We start from the raw sequence: 15,864 nt of genomic DNA, 5'->3' as shown, positions 1-15,864 counted from the left end.
GTCCGACACCATCTAAAACAAAGCGGCCAGCAAGTCAATCTATTCTCCAAAGCCTGACTGCTGACCGCTGATACCTGATCGCTATCTACTGCTTTATCCAGAAATCGCCGTTGCGCACGAATCCGTCGCCGCGCATCGGGTTCGTCTCGCAGCCGCCCGTGGTCGGCGTGTGGCAGCCGACATAATTCACGCGCAGCATAGCGGGGATGTAGGTGTACAGGTTCTCCAAGGCTATCCGCTGGATCTGCTTATACTTGTCAATCTGCACAGCGCTGTCAAAGCTCTCGGACGCCTCGGCAAAGAGCATGTCAAGCTGATCCTGTAATGCTTGACCATCTGCGTCAAGCGCGGAACCCTGATCCTTGCATATCTTGGCTGGATAGTTTCCGTTGGAACTGGAGTGCAGAGAGCCTTCCATATACCACGGCAGCAACATCCCGGATCCTGTCTGGGTTACATGCGTCTGGCACTGCTCCATCACATCGGAGCGCTCGGATGCGTTGGAAACGATCTGGAAATCGAAGTTCACTCCAATCTCAGTCCAAGAGCCTTGCAGGAACTCGCAGAACTGCTGGCGGTCCGGCCTGCGCTCGCAAACCCCCGTCAGTTGCAGCGGCAGGTCAAGACCCTTGTCCGACGCTACCGCCTCTACGAGCGCCCTTGCCTCGTCAAGATCGTACCTAAGGTGTTCGCCCTCCCAGAGGTCCTGAGCATCGATACCGAACGGCGACTCCGGCGGGAATGTGTGCGCCTGGCTGTCTCGCAGCGTGTCAAGGTAGATGGATGTGTTTAGAGCGCCTCTGTCAACAGACTTGATGAGCGCGCGCCTGAGCCGCAGGTCGTCTAGCGGCTCAAGTCCGTGGTTCCAGACCCAGCCGTCCCAGCCAACGCCGGTGAAGTCCCAAACATCTATATTATCGTCCTTCTGCGCGGCTGGAATCTGCTCCGCCTGCAGCCAAGACACATTGACTTCGCCCGTCTGCAAGGCGGCGAGCCGAGTGCGCGTCTCCGAGATAATCTGGATGTTCACCTCGTCCGCGAACGGCTCGTGCCGCCACCAGTCAGGGTGCTTCTCCCAGTTCTGCGTTACGCCAACATCCCATAGAGTTAGCTTGTATGGGCCCGTTGCTATCGCATTGCTCTTGTGGTCGTCCGGACCAACTGCTTCCCAGTGTTCCTTGTTGTGGACGATGCTGCCCCTGTCGAACATCTTGACGACAAGGTTGGCGTCCGGCGGGTCCATCACAACATCGACCGTGTAATCGTCGATGGCGTTGACTTCGGTAACGGCGCGGAATGTGCTAGGGCAGCCCCTGCAGCCGGATTCCGCGTCGAACCAGCGATTCAGGCTGAACGACACATCCTCGGAGGTCATTTCGCCGAAGCCGCCTTGGAACTGCACGCCTTCGCGCAGATTGAATCGCACGCGGCTGCCGCCGTCTTCGACCTCGAACGAGTACGCCAGCGATTCCGACGGGTCGTACACGCTGTCCTTGCCGATGGCGACCAGCACTTCGTTGCCGGTGAAGAAGTACATGCGGTCAAAAGTACCGCCGGCCTGATAGCCGTCCGGGCTGGAAGCTTTGCGGAAGTACGCGACATTCAGCACGCCGCCCGTCTGACCGTTCGGGTCGGCAGGCCTGGGAGGTGTGATGTCCGCCATAGCCTCGGGCGCCGCAGTGGGTGCGGCTTGTGCGGGAGCGGCGGGAGGAGTCGTTGGCGCCGGCGCTGCAGCGGCAGGCTGCGCGGGCGCCTCTGCGGCGGGCGGCTCTGCGCTCGAACAAGCCGCAGCCAGCGCAAGTGCAGGCAATAAGAGTAGCATCAGGAAAGTAGCACTTCGACGAATTGACAGGTTAAGCATGCGCGTCCCCTCCGTGTCTATCTACTTATTCGCTATAAGACTCCTTGATTATAAGTATCGCCAAACTCAATGCGCCCACTTTACATAATTTGCCCCAGACTTGCAACCCCCAAACCGATGGGCTGATTTGATAAGCCCCCTCATAAGTTCCTTCCCTCTTCTTGGGAAAAGTTAGGACAGGAAAGTTAGGACAGGGATGATAGTTCGCCAGCAAGACAAAGAAACCATGGAACAACAACGCTGCGATACGACGACAAATTACCTTCACATGCGCTTATGCCACGTGTGAAGGTAATTATCCTACTAACTAAATCAGATTGAAGCCCGCCTGATGCCAGGAAGCTACGCCATGCTTGGGCAGCCCTTGGCTTGTGGTGCGCAGCGTAGATGTGGGAGTCGTAAGGCGAATGCAGGACGGGTTTGGCATGTACACGATGCCGGCTACAACGTCAATGGGGACAGCAATCTCTCCGGATGGGCAAGGCTGAGGCGTCGGTGGGTTCAGAGAGTCCGGCGTAGCGGTCTGCGAGACGGTCGTCGGAGTTGGCGTCTGCATATGCTCTGGAACAACCATGGCTTCGGATGTAGCCGTATTCGTGGGCGCGGCGGCGGCGAGGGCGTTGTTCTGCGAGAGGCGTAGTCGGGCGTTTGCGCCGCCGACTCGCACGCTGTGGCAATCAGCGCGGCGGCAATCAGCAACATCAGCAATATAGCAATCGGGCGAAACGGCGGATTAATAAAGCGCATCTTGCCACAATATTCATCTGCTAGTCAGCGATGGGATGTGCATATCATCGATTGGGATAAGGCAAGTTCGCCGTGCGCCGGCGCATCAGGATTCAGCGTGCGCCGCGCCCCCTTCTTCCAGCGCGGCAAGGATGTCCGCGACAAGCGCGCGCGCCGATTCCTCCGTAAGTTCGACGGCAACCCGCGCGTCAAGCCCCTTGCCCGGGTTCACGAAGTCGATGTTGAGGGTATGGGCGGTCGTCATATGGAAGGGATGGTCGTAATAGACCCGCGCCTCGGTAATCGGAATCCAGCCCGCCGTGCCCTTGCCGCTTCCCGTGATGTCGGATTTTTGGATTACATAAGTGCACATACTGCCGTTCTCCTGTAGTGCGAAATGGTCATAAGTGTGATAGCGCAGAGGTTACTATCGGTGCGCGAATGTGTCAACGCGGCGAGTGGCTACTCCCTGATTTGGCGCAGGCTGTCCATTGCGTCATCCGCTTGCGGGTCAAGCGCGCCGATGCCGGCTGCGATGGACGCATCGAGCAGTTCAGCGTCGCTAGAAATCATGAATAATTGAGACTGTTCGGTCATTGCGGCGATGGACAGCGCGGTAGCCAAGTGGATGGCATCACCCGCTCGGAGGCGATAGTTTTCAGTCGCCGACAGCGCCCGATACAGTATGTACTCGTTCAGCCGGACAATCTTCAACAAATCTGCCATGTCCTGGGAGAATTGAGATAATGCTCTCCCAGCAACACCAGCATCACTGACTCGCCTTACAATCGCCGCCTTAACCTCCAAAAGGCCGAAAGACGAGATATAGAACGACTCATCAGACGTAGCGCCCTCTATTAATGTCCTCATGAATTCTGAGCCCAATTCATTACCGAGATAGAGTTTCAGGACGGCGGACGTATCCAAATAATAGATGGACATCTGTTAGTAAGGGTTCTTCTTTCGGTCTTGTATCAGAAAGTCACTCAGTGATTCACCGTCAAGTTCTTTGTCCATCATCGCCCGAAGTTCGTCACGAGACATTGTTGGTTCGCCATATCTCTCAAACGCCTTGTGAACCCACGAATTCGCAGCCAGAAATTCAACACCATCCAAGATTTCAACATCTGGCTTCATGGGCGATTCTGCCTCTTTTCTCTTTTTGCTCGTCATTATTCAAGCCTCTTCAATTCACTTATGCCGCCATATCCCACTACACCACTATAACATCGTTCACCAGCGTGCCGATGTTGGCAATGGCGATGGTTACGGTGTCGCCTTCTTGCAGAGTGAAGTCGGGCGGCGGCACGATGGAAGTGCCCGTCAGCACCGCTGTCATGTTCGGCACATCGTTGTGTCTTTGCAGCCACTCCGCGAGTTCCTCGCAGGTGCGCGCCATCTGGGATGTGTTCGTGCTGCCGCTGAATACCTGCTCGCCGTCGCGCGTAATGGTGCAGCTCACATCGAGGCTGTGCGGGTCGCCGATGGATTCCGCCGTTACGAAACTCGGTCCAATGGCGCAGCAGCGGCTGTACACCTTCGCCTGCGGCAGGTAGAGCGGATTCTCGCCTTCGATTTGGCGGCTGCTCATATCGTTGCCAATGGTGTAGCCGATAATCTCGCCGCCATACAGCACGAACGCAAGTTCCGGCTCAGGCACATTCCAGTTGGAGTCCTCGCGTATGCCCACCGAGTCGTTCGGACCGACGCAGCGTTCGGGCGTCGCCTTGAAGAACACCTCGGGCCGCTCCGCACTGTACACCATGGAATACACATCAGGCGTCTCGCTCTCGCGGCGGCGTTCCATCTCGCTTGTCTTATAGGTTACGCCCGCCGCCCAGACCTCCGGCGGCTCAAACGGCATGTCCAGGATTGCATTGCCATCGCCGTCCATAATCTCGGCGAGGTCATACTCGTCCGCCGTGCCGCCATCGAGAAGTCGCTGGGCAAGCGAGTCGATGCTCTCGCCGGACAGCGCCGCCGCCAGCGCCAAGTCTTCAAGCGCCACTAGTTCTTCATGCAGCGATGTCAGATCGGCAAGCACGCCGTCACGCGCTTCAACCGCAAGTCTGGCATCGCCATCCGCTCCAATTAGACTGTAGTATCTCATTCAGGCAAAGTCCTTTGGGGAGTAAGTCGGTCAGTTTGTTAGTCAGTCAGTTGGTCGATATGTCAGGTAGTTTGCTATTGGGTTAGTTTGTCAGGCTCGCGGCGCTTGGTAAATTGCGTTAGTGCGTTACCCCATAGGGGTAGGGACTTATGGGATAGTCTCACACTTACTCTTCTGCGCGCCGCCAGCCTGCTAATTGGCAAGCGTCAAGTAGCGTTATCTGCCGTTCTTCGACAGCGCCTCCACTACCTTGGCGGGCGACATTGGCAGCTCTGTCATGCGGACGCCGATGGCGTTGCTGATGGCGTTGGCGATTGCTGCCATTGGCGGCACTATGCACGCTTCGCCCACGCCGCGCACGCCGTAGGGATGGCCCGGGTTGGCTACTTCTATCAGCACGGTATCTATCATCGGCACATCCAGCGATACGGGCATGCGGTAATCTAGGAATGTCGAGTTCAGCATGCGCCCTTCGTCGTCGAAGTAATACTCTTCGTTGAGCGCCCAGCCGATGCCCTGCACCGCGCCGCCTTGCAGCTGCCCTTCGACATAGCTCGGGTGCATCGCCTTGCCCACATCCTGCAGCGCCGTGTAGCGCAGTATGTCCACCTTGCCGGTGTCCGCATCCACCTCGACATCGACGATGTGCATGGCGAACGCATTGCCCACACCGGCGGGATTGACCGTAGCGCGCCCGACAACCGGCCCGCCCGTGCCGTTGAGCCGCTGCGCGAGCTGTGCGAATGTCATCGACAGTTCGCTGTCCTGCTTGTGGCGCAGCGTGGCGGTCTCGTCATCGTACTCCACATCGTCCGCGTCGATTTCCCAGATGCGCGCCGCGCGCTCGACCATCTGTCGCTTCACATCCTGCGCCGCCTCGTAGCAAGCCCTGCCCGTCTTAAAGGTTACGCCGCTGCCGCCCGCGCCGGAGCAGTAGCCGATGGAGTCCGTGTCCACGACGGCAGGATTGACCGCATCGACGCCGATGCCAAGCACTTCGGCGACATGTATCGCCATCACCGCGCGGCTGCCGCCGATGTCCGGCGAGCCTTCGATTAGGCTGACCGTGCCGTCCGGATTCACGCTCGCCACCGCGCTCGCCGGACCGCTGCCGTTGAACCAGCCGCCGCTCGCCACGCCTCTGCCCTTGTACTTGCCTTCAAGCGGCGTGCGATAGTGGTCGTGGTCGCGCGCCGCCTCAAGCATCTCTACATTGCCGATGCGCCGGAATACGGGACCGGCAGGCTGTCGCGTGCCTTCCTTCGACGCGTTCAGCAGGCGAAACTCGATGGGGTCGATGCCAAGCTTGTTCGCCAATTCGTCAACCACAGACTCCGCAGCGAACGCAGCCGCCGGCGAGCCGGGTGCGCGATACGCCGCAGACTTCTGCGTGTTCACCACCACATCGAAGCCTTCAATGTGCGCATTGGGTATGACATACGGCGCGAGCATAGTGCGGCAGCCGGACGGCACGGGCGAGCCGGGGAACGCACCCGCTTCATAGATGAGCGCTGCGGACGCAGCCGTAAGCCTGCCGTCTTTGGTCGCGCCCATCTTCACGGTAATGTGCGTCGCGGATGTGGGGCCCGAGCCTTCAAACACTTCCTTGCGGCTCATAGCGAGCTTGACAGGGCGGCTGCCCGCCTTGCGCGAGAGCAGCGATACAACCGGCTCCAAATACAGCCCGCCCATTCCCTTGCCGCCGAATCCGCCGCCGATTTCCATCGGCACGACTTGCACATCCGACAGCGGGATGCCGAGCACTGCCGAAATGTGGTCGCGGAATGCGAAGAGCTGCTGCGTGCTGCACCACACGGTCAGCTTGCCGTCGCGGTTCCAGAATGCGGTCGCCGAGTGCGGCTCGATATAGCCCTGATGCACCGCCTTCGTGTGGAACTCGCGCTCGACGATGACATCCGCCTCTGCGAAGCCCTGCTCCACATCGCCGTCGTCGAAGACGAAGTGGTTGGATACATTCGTCTGCTCGTCGCTGTCGCCGTAGCCGCCGGAGCGGAACGCTGGGCTTGCCATCGTGACCAGCCGTTCGTGCAGGATGGGCGCGCCGTCCGCCATCGCGTCTGTCGCGTTAATGACCGGCGTCAGCACTTCGTAGTCCACATCGATGAGCATCGCCGCTTCTTCCGCGAGATGCTGGCTCGCCGCCGCGACTGCCGCGACCGCGTGTCCCATGTAAAGCGCCTTCTCGCGCGCCATGATATTTCGGCTGAAAAAGCCATAATTCACCGCCGCGCCCTCTTCCTGATCGATGAACTCCGCGGACGCCTCAGGAAAATCGGCAGCCGTCACGACCGCATGCACGCCCGGCAGCGCGAGCGCCCGGCTGGCATCGATGTCTCGAATACGCGCGTGAGCATGCGGGCTGCGCACGACCTTCGCATACAGCAGTCCCGGCATAGCCGTATCCGCCGCATACCGAGCGCGTCCCGTAACCTTGTCCACGCCATCGTGTCGCACCGGCCGCGTCCCCACGACCTTGAACTCTTCGTTAGACAAAACCATATTAGGCTTGTAGTCGAGCATATACACATCCTCCCGTTCTGTGACTGCTGTGATAGCGCATAATGTATCATAAAGCGATGGGATGGGGCAGGACGGGCAGGGGGCATAGGCGGGAAGTGGATGGGCAACAATCAGAATTGTGGCATCAGTTCAAGACTAGCGCTCTTTGTGCGCGTTCTAGGTTGTGTTGACATTTCACCATTACATCCCGTCATTCCTGCGAAGCATGTCCCTGCGAAGGCAGGGAGCAGGAATCCAGTGTCTGCAAGCAGAGTTAATGAGATAAAATGGCTGCGTTTTGAGATTCTTGATTCCCGTTTTCACAGGAATGACGCAAATGTCCACAGAACCTAATCTATTGGGCCTAATTTCCTAGGAAGATAGGCAAATTGAACGGCACGAATGGACAAAAAGAGAAGGGCGCTCATCCTTGAACGCCCTCTTCTCTTAATGCGACTGGCGCGTATATGCCCGCGCGCTCTACACTGCCGTGTCGTACCCTTCCACGCGGATGCAGGATACCCAGTGGTCGGGAGCTACTTCGCGCAGTTCGGGGACTTCTAGCTGGCAGTCCCCAATCATGTCCGGGCAGCGTGTGTGAAAGACGCAGCCGGACGGCGGGTTCATCGGGCTGGGCACGTCGCCCGTCAGGATGATGCGCTCGCGCTGCTGCTCAACGACCGGGTCAGGAATCGGCACGGCTGACAGCAGCGCCTTTGTGTACGGGTGCATCGGGTTTTCGTATAGCTCGTTGCGATCGGCTATCTCCACGATGTGCCCGAGATACATTACCGCGATGCGGTCGCTGATGTGCCGCACAACGGACAAGTCGTGCGCGATGAACAAGTATGTCAACCCGAACTGGTCTTGCAGGTCTTCGAGCAGGTTGATTACCTGCGCCTGAATGGACACGTCGAGCGCGGACACCGGCTCGTCGCAGACGATGAAGCTAGGGTTGACCGCAAGCGCGCGCGCGATGCCGATGCGCTGGCGCTGTCCACCGCTGAACTCGTGCGGGTAGCGGTCTGCCATGTACGGGTTCAGCCCTACCGTTTGCAGCAGCTCGGTAACGCGGTCGCGGTACTCCTGCTTGGAAGATGTCAATTTGTGCACGATGAGCGGCTCGCCTACGATGTCGCCGCATGTCATGCGCGGATTCAGCGATCCGTACGGGTCCTGGAAAATGACCTGCACCTTGCGGCGCATCTCGCGCATCGCCCTGCCGTCCAGCTCGTTCAGGTCTTCGCCCTCAAAGATGATGTCGCCCTCGGTCGGCTTGTACAGCTGCAGGATGCAGCGTCCGGTCGTGGTCTTGCCGCAACCGCTTTCGCCGACCAGCCCCAGCGTCTCGCCTTTGCGGATGAAGAAGCTCACATCGTCCACGGCTTTCACATCGGCAATCTTTCGCTGGAAGAATATGCCCGAAGTTACCGGGAAGTACATCTTCAGATTTCGCACTTCCAGCAGGACATCATTGTCGTGGCCGTTATCGGTGTATGTCGTCATCAGACTCTCCCAAAATTAGGCGTGCGCTAGTTGGCTCAACTCATGCGCGCGCCAGCAAGACGCCTCATGTCCCGATTCGACTTCGGCGAGTGTGGGCGCTTCTTCCAAGCACTTCTCGTAGGCGTACCGGCAACGAGGCGCGAACGAGCAGCCCTGCGGCATGTTCACGAGGTTGGGCGGCAGACCTTCGATTGCTTCCAATCGGGCGCGCTCCGCTTCGTCAAGACGCGGCACAGACGCCAGCAAGCCCATCGTGTAGGGATGGTGCGGGTTGTGGTATATCTCGCTCGCCTTGCCGGTCTCGATAATCTTGCCCGCGTACATCACATTCACGCGGTCGGCATAGCGCGCGACAACGCCGAGGTTGTGCGTGATGATTATCATAGCCGTGCCGAACTGCGCGGCAAGGTCCTGCATAAGCTCAAGAATCTGCGCCTGGATGGTAACATCCAACGCGGTCGTGGGCTCGTCCGCGATGATGAGACGCGGATTGCAACTCAGCGCCATCGCTATCATCACACGCTGACGCATACCGCCGCTGAACTGGTGCGGATAGTCCTTCAGCCGGTTTTCCGCGTCCGGTATGCCCACCAGTTGCAGCAATTCCGCAGCGCGCGACCTAGACTGTTCTTTCGACATGCCCAAGTGCAGTTCCAGCGTCTCAGTGAGCTGCCTGCCGATGGTCAGCACCGGATTGAGCGATGTCATCGGCTCTTGAAAGACCATCGCGATTTTGTTGCCGCGCACGTTCCGCATTTCGGAGTCGTCCATCAGCAGCAAATCTTCCCCGTCAAAGACGACCTCCCCGCCGACGGTTCTGCCCGGCGGGTTCGCCACGAGGCGCATGATGGATAGCGCGGTTACGCTTTTGCCGCAGCCGCTTTCGCCCACGACGCCCAGCACTTCGCCCTCTTCGACTTCGTAGCTCACGCCGTCAACCGCTTTAACTACGCCTTCCTGCGTGAAGAAGTAGGTAGCGAGGTCCTTTATTTCTAGTAGTGCCATAGGCTCGTCTCCCAAATGAGCTTGAGCGCCGCCGCCCCTGCCGCGCTGTCTATCGCCCTGATGTGCGCTATTCTAGCCAAAGGTTGCCATAAGCGCAACCGCCGCCATTTTCGAGATGATTTCACAATTGCAATTTATAGCTGTCATTTGCGACTTATGCCTGTCATTTCGAGCGAAGCGAGAACTAAAGTCGGAAACAGGTTTGCATGCAATGATCCCTGCCTTCGCAGGGACATGCTTCAGATTCCTCAATGCGTTCGGAAAGACAACATTAGGGATTTGTGAGATCGTCTCATCTGTCCCATCCTAACCCACCCATTCTGCTTATCCTGTTGATGGGATTGGGGTGAATTAGCTAATGCCCGCGCTACTTCAACTCACCCGCGCGCAGCGCTTCCACCGCGTCCAGTATCATCTTGATGGCGTAATCCTGAGGTATGTGGCTGGTGTTTATCACGAAGTGGAAGAACTCCGGCGCGTCCGGGTTTTCGATGTCGAAGAAGCGGTTGAAGAAGTACTGTCGTGCTTCGTCTCGGGCTGAAACCGTTCTAATCGCTTCGTCGATGCTGAGCCGTTCACGCTCTGCGATAGTTGCCGCGCGGTCCTCGATCTCCGCCTCGATGCCAACGCGCAGCACATTCGGCGCGTCTTTCAGGATGTAATAGCAGCCGCGCCCGACCATCACGATGTTCTCGTCCGTCGCCATGTCGCTGATGGCGTGCTGCACGCCTTCGATGTACTTCTCGTCTTCGAGTTCGTGCCCGCGCGTAACGGTCGGTTCAGGCAGGTCTTCGTACTCTTCCGTCAGGAACGCCGCCACGCCCGGTCCGAAGTATGGGTCGCCGCCTGCGCCCGTAACTGCGGATCGTTCCAGCACGCGCTGCAAGAATCGGGTGAATCGTTCGCCGCGGGTTGGAGGTCGTTCTTCGCGCTGGTGCAACGCCTCTACGGTCGCGCCCACATGCCGAGCAACATTGGTCAAGATGAGCCGGTCAACATAGTCGGCTCCCATTTTTTCTGCAAGTATAGGTCCCATCGTTCTGGCGCCTGCACCCGCTAGTCCACCTAACGCTACAACCGTCATGATGCACCTCCTGTTTTCCTCCCAGTCATCGTCGATCCCTTTTGTGTCGCCGGCGCTCTGCGGCGGCTTTGTCCATTGTCGTGACTTCTTCTGATATTTCCGAGTTTGTCGTTAGTGTTTGTCTGCCCGTTGTGGGCCTGTCTTCGTTCCTCTGCCGGATAATTAGGCGCCTATTTTCTGTGTAAATCACGGCGTCCGCCATGGCTTGCTTTTGCCTGCTTTCGCATTCGTTGAATATGCTACACTTCCGCGCCGCGCCAAACCGGTTTAAGCCGCGCCTGATGCCCCGCGCTGTCCGACAGCATAGCGAGCGTGTACCGGTAGCGGTTCATTATGATGCCGCAGCTAGCCCTGTAAATGTGCATGCCGATTTCGGGTTCAAGTTCGCACAGTTCCATCAGCCGGACGCGCGGTATCACGAACGCGCTGACTTCTGTTACCGCCTCCGTCGTGGTAACGAGCAGCGGCGGCTCCATCAGTATGGCAATGGGAAATGTCTCGTGGCTGCGCACCGTTCGCACCACAACGCCCGTGTCCTGCGAGCCGACGCTTGCCGCAATCTCGCCTTCGCGGATGACGAACAGGCGCGCGCCGCGTTCGTCCTGCGTGCCTAGGGTTTCACCGGGAGCGAATGTATGCTCTTCGCACAGCGACGCAATGCGGTCCAAATTGCGCTCGGACAAGCCGCTGAACATATCGACTTCGCGCAGGAAGTGCGTTATGTACCTGACATTAGTGCGATAGACCATGTTATCTCCCTGCACAAGCCCCACAGCAACCATAAAGTAGCCGCGTGTATCCAGAATCAAGCGGAAGTTGGAGACGGCAAATCAGCCGGTCTTGCGACCGTGTTCAGCGCACTGAACCACGAAGCAACACCGTGTGTCTCCTCGTTCGCATGATTGCAAACGGACACGCACTTGTCAATTAAGCTCCAGCGGGCTAACTAACGGGCAGCTAACAGGACGGCACGGGATATGTCCATTTTCACCTTAGGGCGAAGGTTAGGAAGGTGGGACAATATCGCAGCACGCCAATCGCAGCAATCTATGCCTGCGCTGCCGCTTCTGCCATCTCTTCGAGATGCTCGTTCCAGTGGCTGACGATTGTTGCCAATCTCTCTACGCCGGTCGCCGAGCTGCCGTCGCCCTTGACGACCACCACTTCGTTCGGGTCGGGCATTGCGCGCGCCGCCGCGCTCAGCCGCTCTTGAAGCTCTTCCATCTCTTCCACCAGCCATGCCACCGAGACGCCGGACTTGCGTCCCACCGAGCGCGCGTTCATCTCGTCAGTGTCAGCGTAGATACGATGCGGTCCCTCGCCGGACGCGGCGGTCTCCATACCCTCTGCGGTTGCAGCGTGCCAGTAAATCCAGTGGCAAAGAACTTCGCGCGGCGTCCAGATGTCTATCTTCACCTCGGACTCGGCGTTGTCCTGCACATAGGCGATGCCCTTCGCCACCACCTCTTCCACTTCCGCAATCAGATTATCGATGTTCACATCCGTCGTCATGAGCACTCTCCCTTTCTTCTCTGCCATCCGCATTTCGCGCGACAGCCGTACCGGTTTTCCCTTCTCGCTTTAGCCCGCCAGTAAGACCCTCAGGCGGGTGTCAGACTATTATTGGCGTATCTTCTCAAGTGGCATAATTCCGTCATCGCCAATTTGCCTGCTTGTCATTCCGAAACGCAGTGAGGAATCCAAAATATCGGAACACGCGCGCCACTTCGATTCTGGGCTTTCCCAATTTAAGAGTCATAAGTAATCAGCGATACAATATCCGCATCAACGCCGCCAAGCTTATTTCTTCCGTCCAGGAAGGCAAGTTCTATGAGGAAGGCGTATCCGGCGATGTTGCCGCCGCACTCGCGCACCAATTCGGCGGTCGCGGATACGGTGCCGCCCGTCGCGAGCAGATCGTCCACTATCAGCGCGCGCTGTCCATCCGAAATCGCGTCCGTGTGAATCTGCAATGTGCCCGTGCCGTATTCCAGGTCGTAGCTCGTGCTGAACTTCTCGTATGGTAGCTTGCCCTGCTTGCGCACCGGCACGAGCGGCTTGCCCAAGCGATACGCCATCGGCGCGGCGAGCAGAAACCCGCGCGCCTCAATACTGACAATCACATCCGGCCTCATCGGCTCGCACTGCTCAAGCATGCGGTCAACCGCATATTGCAGCGCGTCCGCGTCCGCCAGCAGCGGTGTAATGTCCTTGAACGAAATGCCCGGCACCGGAAAGTCTTGAATCGTTCGTATATAAGAATTGAGCTGCATTCAGATAACACCGTTAATAGTATGCCTAATCGCGTATGCCTAATCGCGTGTGAATAATAATTCGCTATCATAGTTCGGTCAAGTCAGGCGCGGAGGAATTGAGACGATTTCACAAATGCAATCTATTCTTGTCATTTCGAGCGGAGCGAGAAATCTAGAGTTGGAAACAGGTTCACTTGCAACGATCCCTGCTTTCGCAGGGACATGCTTCAGATTCCTCACTGCGTTCGGAATGACAGCATAAAGGGATTTGTGAAATCGTCTCGGAGAAATCAACAAAATGGGACAGGATGATGGGATAGATGATAGGATACGCTACCAAAGAAAGGATGCCCATGAGATTACCGCTATGGCGTGGGTCTGCGAAGACGCGGCTGCGCTCTGACATCGACGAGCTGCGCCGCGTATCCGCGCAATATGGCGACGACAGCCTCGACAACAGGCTGGGCGCGCTGTGGGCGGCGAGTTGCGACGGCGCGGCGGACATCACGGCGCAACTCTTCGTGCAGAACTACGACGAAGGGATCGACTGGGGCTTAAAGCGCCACCGCAAGCGCCTGAACGGTGCGCGGCTCGCGGCGATTTACTGGTGGATGCTGCTATACCAGCTCGTGCTATTCCGCAACAAAGGCGTAGCCGGCTATGACAGAATCGAAGACTTCGCCACGCTCCGTGAGACTGCGGAAGCGCTGATGGAGCATCTGGTCAACCTGCCTCACATCGGCGCGGTGAACCCCGGTCCGTGGCAGGAACACTGGCAGCGGCAGGTATCGTTAGAGGCGTCGCTGGACATCTACAACGCCGTGATGGGCTTGCTCTCGATACGCCTAAACACAGAAGCGCGCGTAATGTCCGTTTCGCTATTCACATCCGCCACCGAGCGCCGTTTCAACGCCGTCACCGCACCATCGCTAACCGACACAGGCGGAAAATAGAAGGGCGGCGCGGGCTTCTTCGCTCAACCACTTGAATGGAAACGCCGTCCTGCTTCTTCGCATTCGTGTACCGTAGAAAGGGAAGCGAATAAACCGTTGAATTCGTCTCTAAGTTGAGAGAAGCCTCAATGCCACTTCCCTAGCCTCATCAATATCAGCGACGCGGCAATCCTCCGGAACGCGCTGCAAGACATCCAGGGCGTATAAGCTCGCGGCGGGAAGCCCTGCCAAGCCCATCACTATGCACTCGGTATCTTGGTCATAGGCAGCGTCTATCATCTGCTCAACTACCAGAGCGGCGCTGTCATCGATGTAAACGGTACTCGAAAAGTCGAGTATTACGACCTCATGCTCGCTTATGTCCGCGCTGATTGCGGTTATGAGCTTGCCGGATGATGCGACCGAAAAACTTCCCCGTAGCCCTACCATTCCTACTCGCGCCGAGTATGGGTCGATGCCTTCCGCGTCATCGTCCTCGCTGTCCCCATTATTCTGCCCATCGTCTCGCCTAAACAGGAATGTTCGGTCGAGCAGCGGGACAGAAACCACGCTGTCAAGCTCCATGCGCTCGAATTGGCGCGCGCTCGCCATGCCTGCCGCTATCAGCCCGATAGCTACCGCGGTGATGAGGTCGAGGAATACCGTAAGCGTCAGCGTGATGAACATGATAAGAAGGTGTTCGGGCTGAACGCGATGGAGGCGCGTCAGGAATCGCCAGTCGATTATGTCCCAGCCGACTTTCATAAGAATGCCGGCTAGAACGGCATGCGGGATTGACTCGACATATTTCCCCAATCCAAGCACGAGTACCAGCAGTATGGCGGCGCACAACGCGCCCGATAGTTGAGTCATCCCTCCGGCGCGGATATTCACTACCGTGCCCAAGGTATTGCCGGCGCCGGGAATACCGCCGACGAACGCGGCTGCGACATTGCCGATTCCTTGTCCGAAGAGTTCCCGATTGGGCTTATGCCTCTCGCGCGTAAGGGAATCGGCTATCAGGGATGTCAAAAGGCTGTCGATAGAGCCTAGCAAGGCTATGGTGATGGCAGGCTGAACAGCGCCCAGCAGAAATGCGGGGGAGAGTTCAGGCAATACAAGGCTCGGCAGCCCGGTAGGCACATCGCCAATCACAGGCGTGCCTGTCAACCAGAAGACGCCAATAGCCGCGCCGACCGCGAGCGCCGCCAGAGTCGGAGGGAAAAAGCGCTTTAGCGGATTGGGCCAGAAGATGGCTACGAGCAGGGTCGCCCCCGCAATGGCGACCGCGCTCAAGTTCACGGATGTCAATGCGACAGGAAGTTCGCCCATAACGGCTAAGGGTCCGCCTTGGGCATGGGAAGCGCCTAAAAACGGCAAGGACTGTACAAGGATTATGATTACGCCGATTCCGGACATGAACCCGGATATGACTGAGTACGGCGTATATGCCACGAAGCGGCCGATGCGCGTGATGCCTAGAAGCATCTGTATGACGCCCGCCATAATCGCAATCGTAAACGCTTCTACCGGGCCGGATGCGTGCGTAGTAACGATGACTGCCATCGCGACTGCCATAGGACCGGTCGGACCGGAGATCTGCGAGCGCGTTCCCCCGAAGACGGCGGCGAAGAAACCGACGGCGATCGCGCCATACATTCCCGCCATTGGTCCTAGTCCGGACGCCACGCCGAACGCGAGGGCTATTGGCAGCCCAACAACTGCGGCGGTAATACCTCCAAACACGTCCCCGCGAAGAGTCTGGAAATCATAATTCACCGTGAAAGCCTTTTTTGCGGCTTCCACTGCCTTATGCTTACGAGTGCGAAAGGACGATATCATCAGTAGGGCATATCATCAATTAA

Annotated in this window: 15 protein-coding genes; 1 reads left to right on the top strand and 14 read right to left on the bottom strand. The window is 58.0% G+C overall.

Features of this window, described 5'->3' with window-relative positions; all coding sequences use genetic code 11:
* Positions 1-85: 85 nt before the first annotated feature.
* The 13 genes from F4X57_01800 to F4X57_01740 all read right to left on the bottom strand — a co-directional run bounded on the left by F4X57_01800 (position 86) and on the right by F4X57_01740 (position 13,085).
* Positions 86-1,810, bottom strand: coding sequence for an ABC transporter substrate-binding protein (locus tag F4X57_01800; GenBank protein ID MYC05908.1), 1,725 nt, complete (start codon positions 1,808-1,810; stop codon positions 86-88).
* A 358-nt stretch (positions 1,811-2,168) separates the two neighbouring features.
* Entirely contained in the window at positions 2,169-2,528 is a 360-nt protein-coding gene (locus tag F4X57_01795; GenBank protein MYC05907.1) for a hypothetical protein, read from the bottom strand.
* A gap of 165 nt (positions 2,529-2,693) precedes the next feature.
* Complete coding sequence (locus tag F4X57_01790; GenBank protein MYC05906.1) at positions 2,694-2,960, bottom strand: hypothetical protein; 267 nt, start codon at positions 2,958-2,960, stop codon at positions 2,694-2,696.
* 89 nt (positions 2,961-3,049) lie between these two features.
* Positions 3,050-3,529, bottom strand: a complete 480-nt coding sequence (locus tag F4X57_01785; GenBank protein ID MYC05905.1) for a type II toxin-antitoxin system VapC family toxin — start codon at positions 3,527-3,529, stop codon at positions 3,050-3,052.
* Positions 3,530-3,532: 3 nt separating this feature from the next.
* On the bottom strand, positions 3,533-3,760 hold the full coding sequence (locus F4X57_01780; GenBank protein ID MYC05904.1) for a hypothetical protein: 228 nt from the start codon (positions 3,758-3,760) through the stop codon (positions 3,533-3,535).
* Between the two features lie 40 nt (positions 3,761-3,800).
* The gene (locus tag F4X57_01775; GenBank protein ID MYC05903.1) at positions 3,801-4,697 is read right to left on the bottom strand and encodes a fumarylacetoacetate hydrolase; all 897 of its coding nucleotides are present in this window, start codon (positions 4,695-4,697) and stop codon (positions 3,801-3,803) included.
* 216 nt (positions 4,698-4,913) lie between these two features.
* Entirely contained in the window at positions 4,914-7,238 is a 2,325-nt protein-coding gene (locus F4X57_01770) for a xanthine dehydrogenase family protein molybdopterin-binding subunit (protein ID MYC05902.1), read from the bottom strand.
* Between the two features lie 459 nt (positions 7,239-7,697).
* Positions 7,698-8,723: a dipeptide ABC transporter ATP-binding protein gene (locus F4X57_01765; protein ID MYC05901.1), complete on the bottom strand. Its 1,026-nt coding sequence runs from the start codon at positions 8,721-8,723 to the stop codon at positions 7,698-7,700.
* 15 nt (positions 8,724-8,738) lie between these two features.
* On the bottom strand, positions 8,739-9,728 hold the full coding sequence (locus F4X57_01760; GenBank protein ID MYC05900.1) for an ABC transporter ATP-binding protein: 990 nt from the start codon (positions 9,726-9,728) through the stop codon (positions 8,739-8,741).
* A gap of 367 nt (positions 9,729-10,095) precedes the next feature.
* Positions 10,096-10,812, bottom strand: a complete 717-nt coding sequence (locus F4X57_01755; protein ID MYC05899.1) for a cytidylate kinase-like family protein — start codon at positions 10,810-10,812, stop codon at positions 10,096-10,098.
* Positions 10,813-11,051: 239 nt separating this feature from the next.
* Complete coding sequence (locus F4X57_01750) at positions 11,052-11,594, bottom strand: cyclic nucleotide-binding domain-containing protein (protein ID MYC05898.1); 543 nt, start codon at positions 11,592-11,594, stop codon at positions 11,052-11,054.
* A gap of 265 nt (positions 11,595-11,859) precedes the next feature.
* Entirely contained in the window at positions 11,860-12,324 is a 465-nt protein-coding gene (locus F4X57_01745; GenBank protein ID MYC05897.1) for a hypothetical protein, read from the bottom strand.
* A 236-nt stretch (positions 12,325-12,560) separates the two neighbouring features.
* The gene (locus tag F4X57_01740) at positions 12,561-13,085 is read right to left on the bottom strand and encodes an adenine phosphoribosyltransferase (GenBank protein MYC05896.1); all 525 of its coding nucleotides are present in this window, start codon (positions 13,083-13,085) and stop codon (positions 12,561-12,563) included.
* A gap of 335 nt (positions 13,086-13,420) precedes the next feature.
* Here F4X57_01740 and F4X57_01735 point away from each other — a divergent pair, with 335 nt between their 5' ends.
* Positions 13,421-14,020, top strand: a complete 600-nt coding sequence (locus tag F4X57_01735; GenBank protein MYC05895.1) for a hypothetical protein — start codon at positions 13,421-13,423, stop codon at positions 14,018-14,020.
* 108 nt (positions 14,021-14,128) lie between these two features.
* Here the strand turns inward: F4X57_01735 and F4X57_01730 are convergent, their stop codons facing one another.
* A complete protein-coding gene (locus F4X57_01730; GenBank protein ID MYC05894.1) occupies positions 14,129-15,841 on the bottom strand; it encodes a SulP family inorganic anion transporter in 1,713 nt (570 codons plus the stop codon).
* Positions 15,842-15,864 lie beyond the last annotated feature (23 nt).

It is taken from the genome of Chloroflexota bacterium, assembly GCA_009840355.1.
Taxonomy (GTDB): Bacteria; Chloroflexota; Dehalococcoidia; order Lucifugimonadales; family JADFKI01; genus Bin90.
This window is presented reverse-complemented; position numbering and strand designations above follow the sequence as displayed.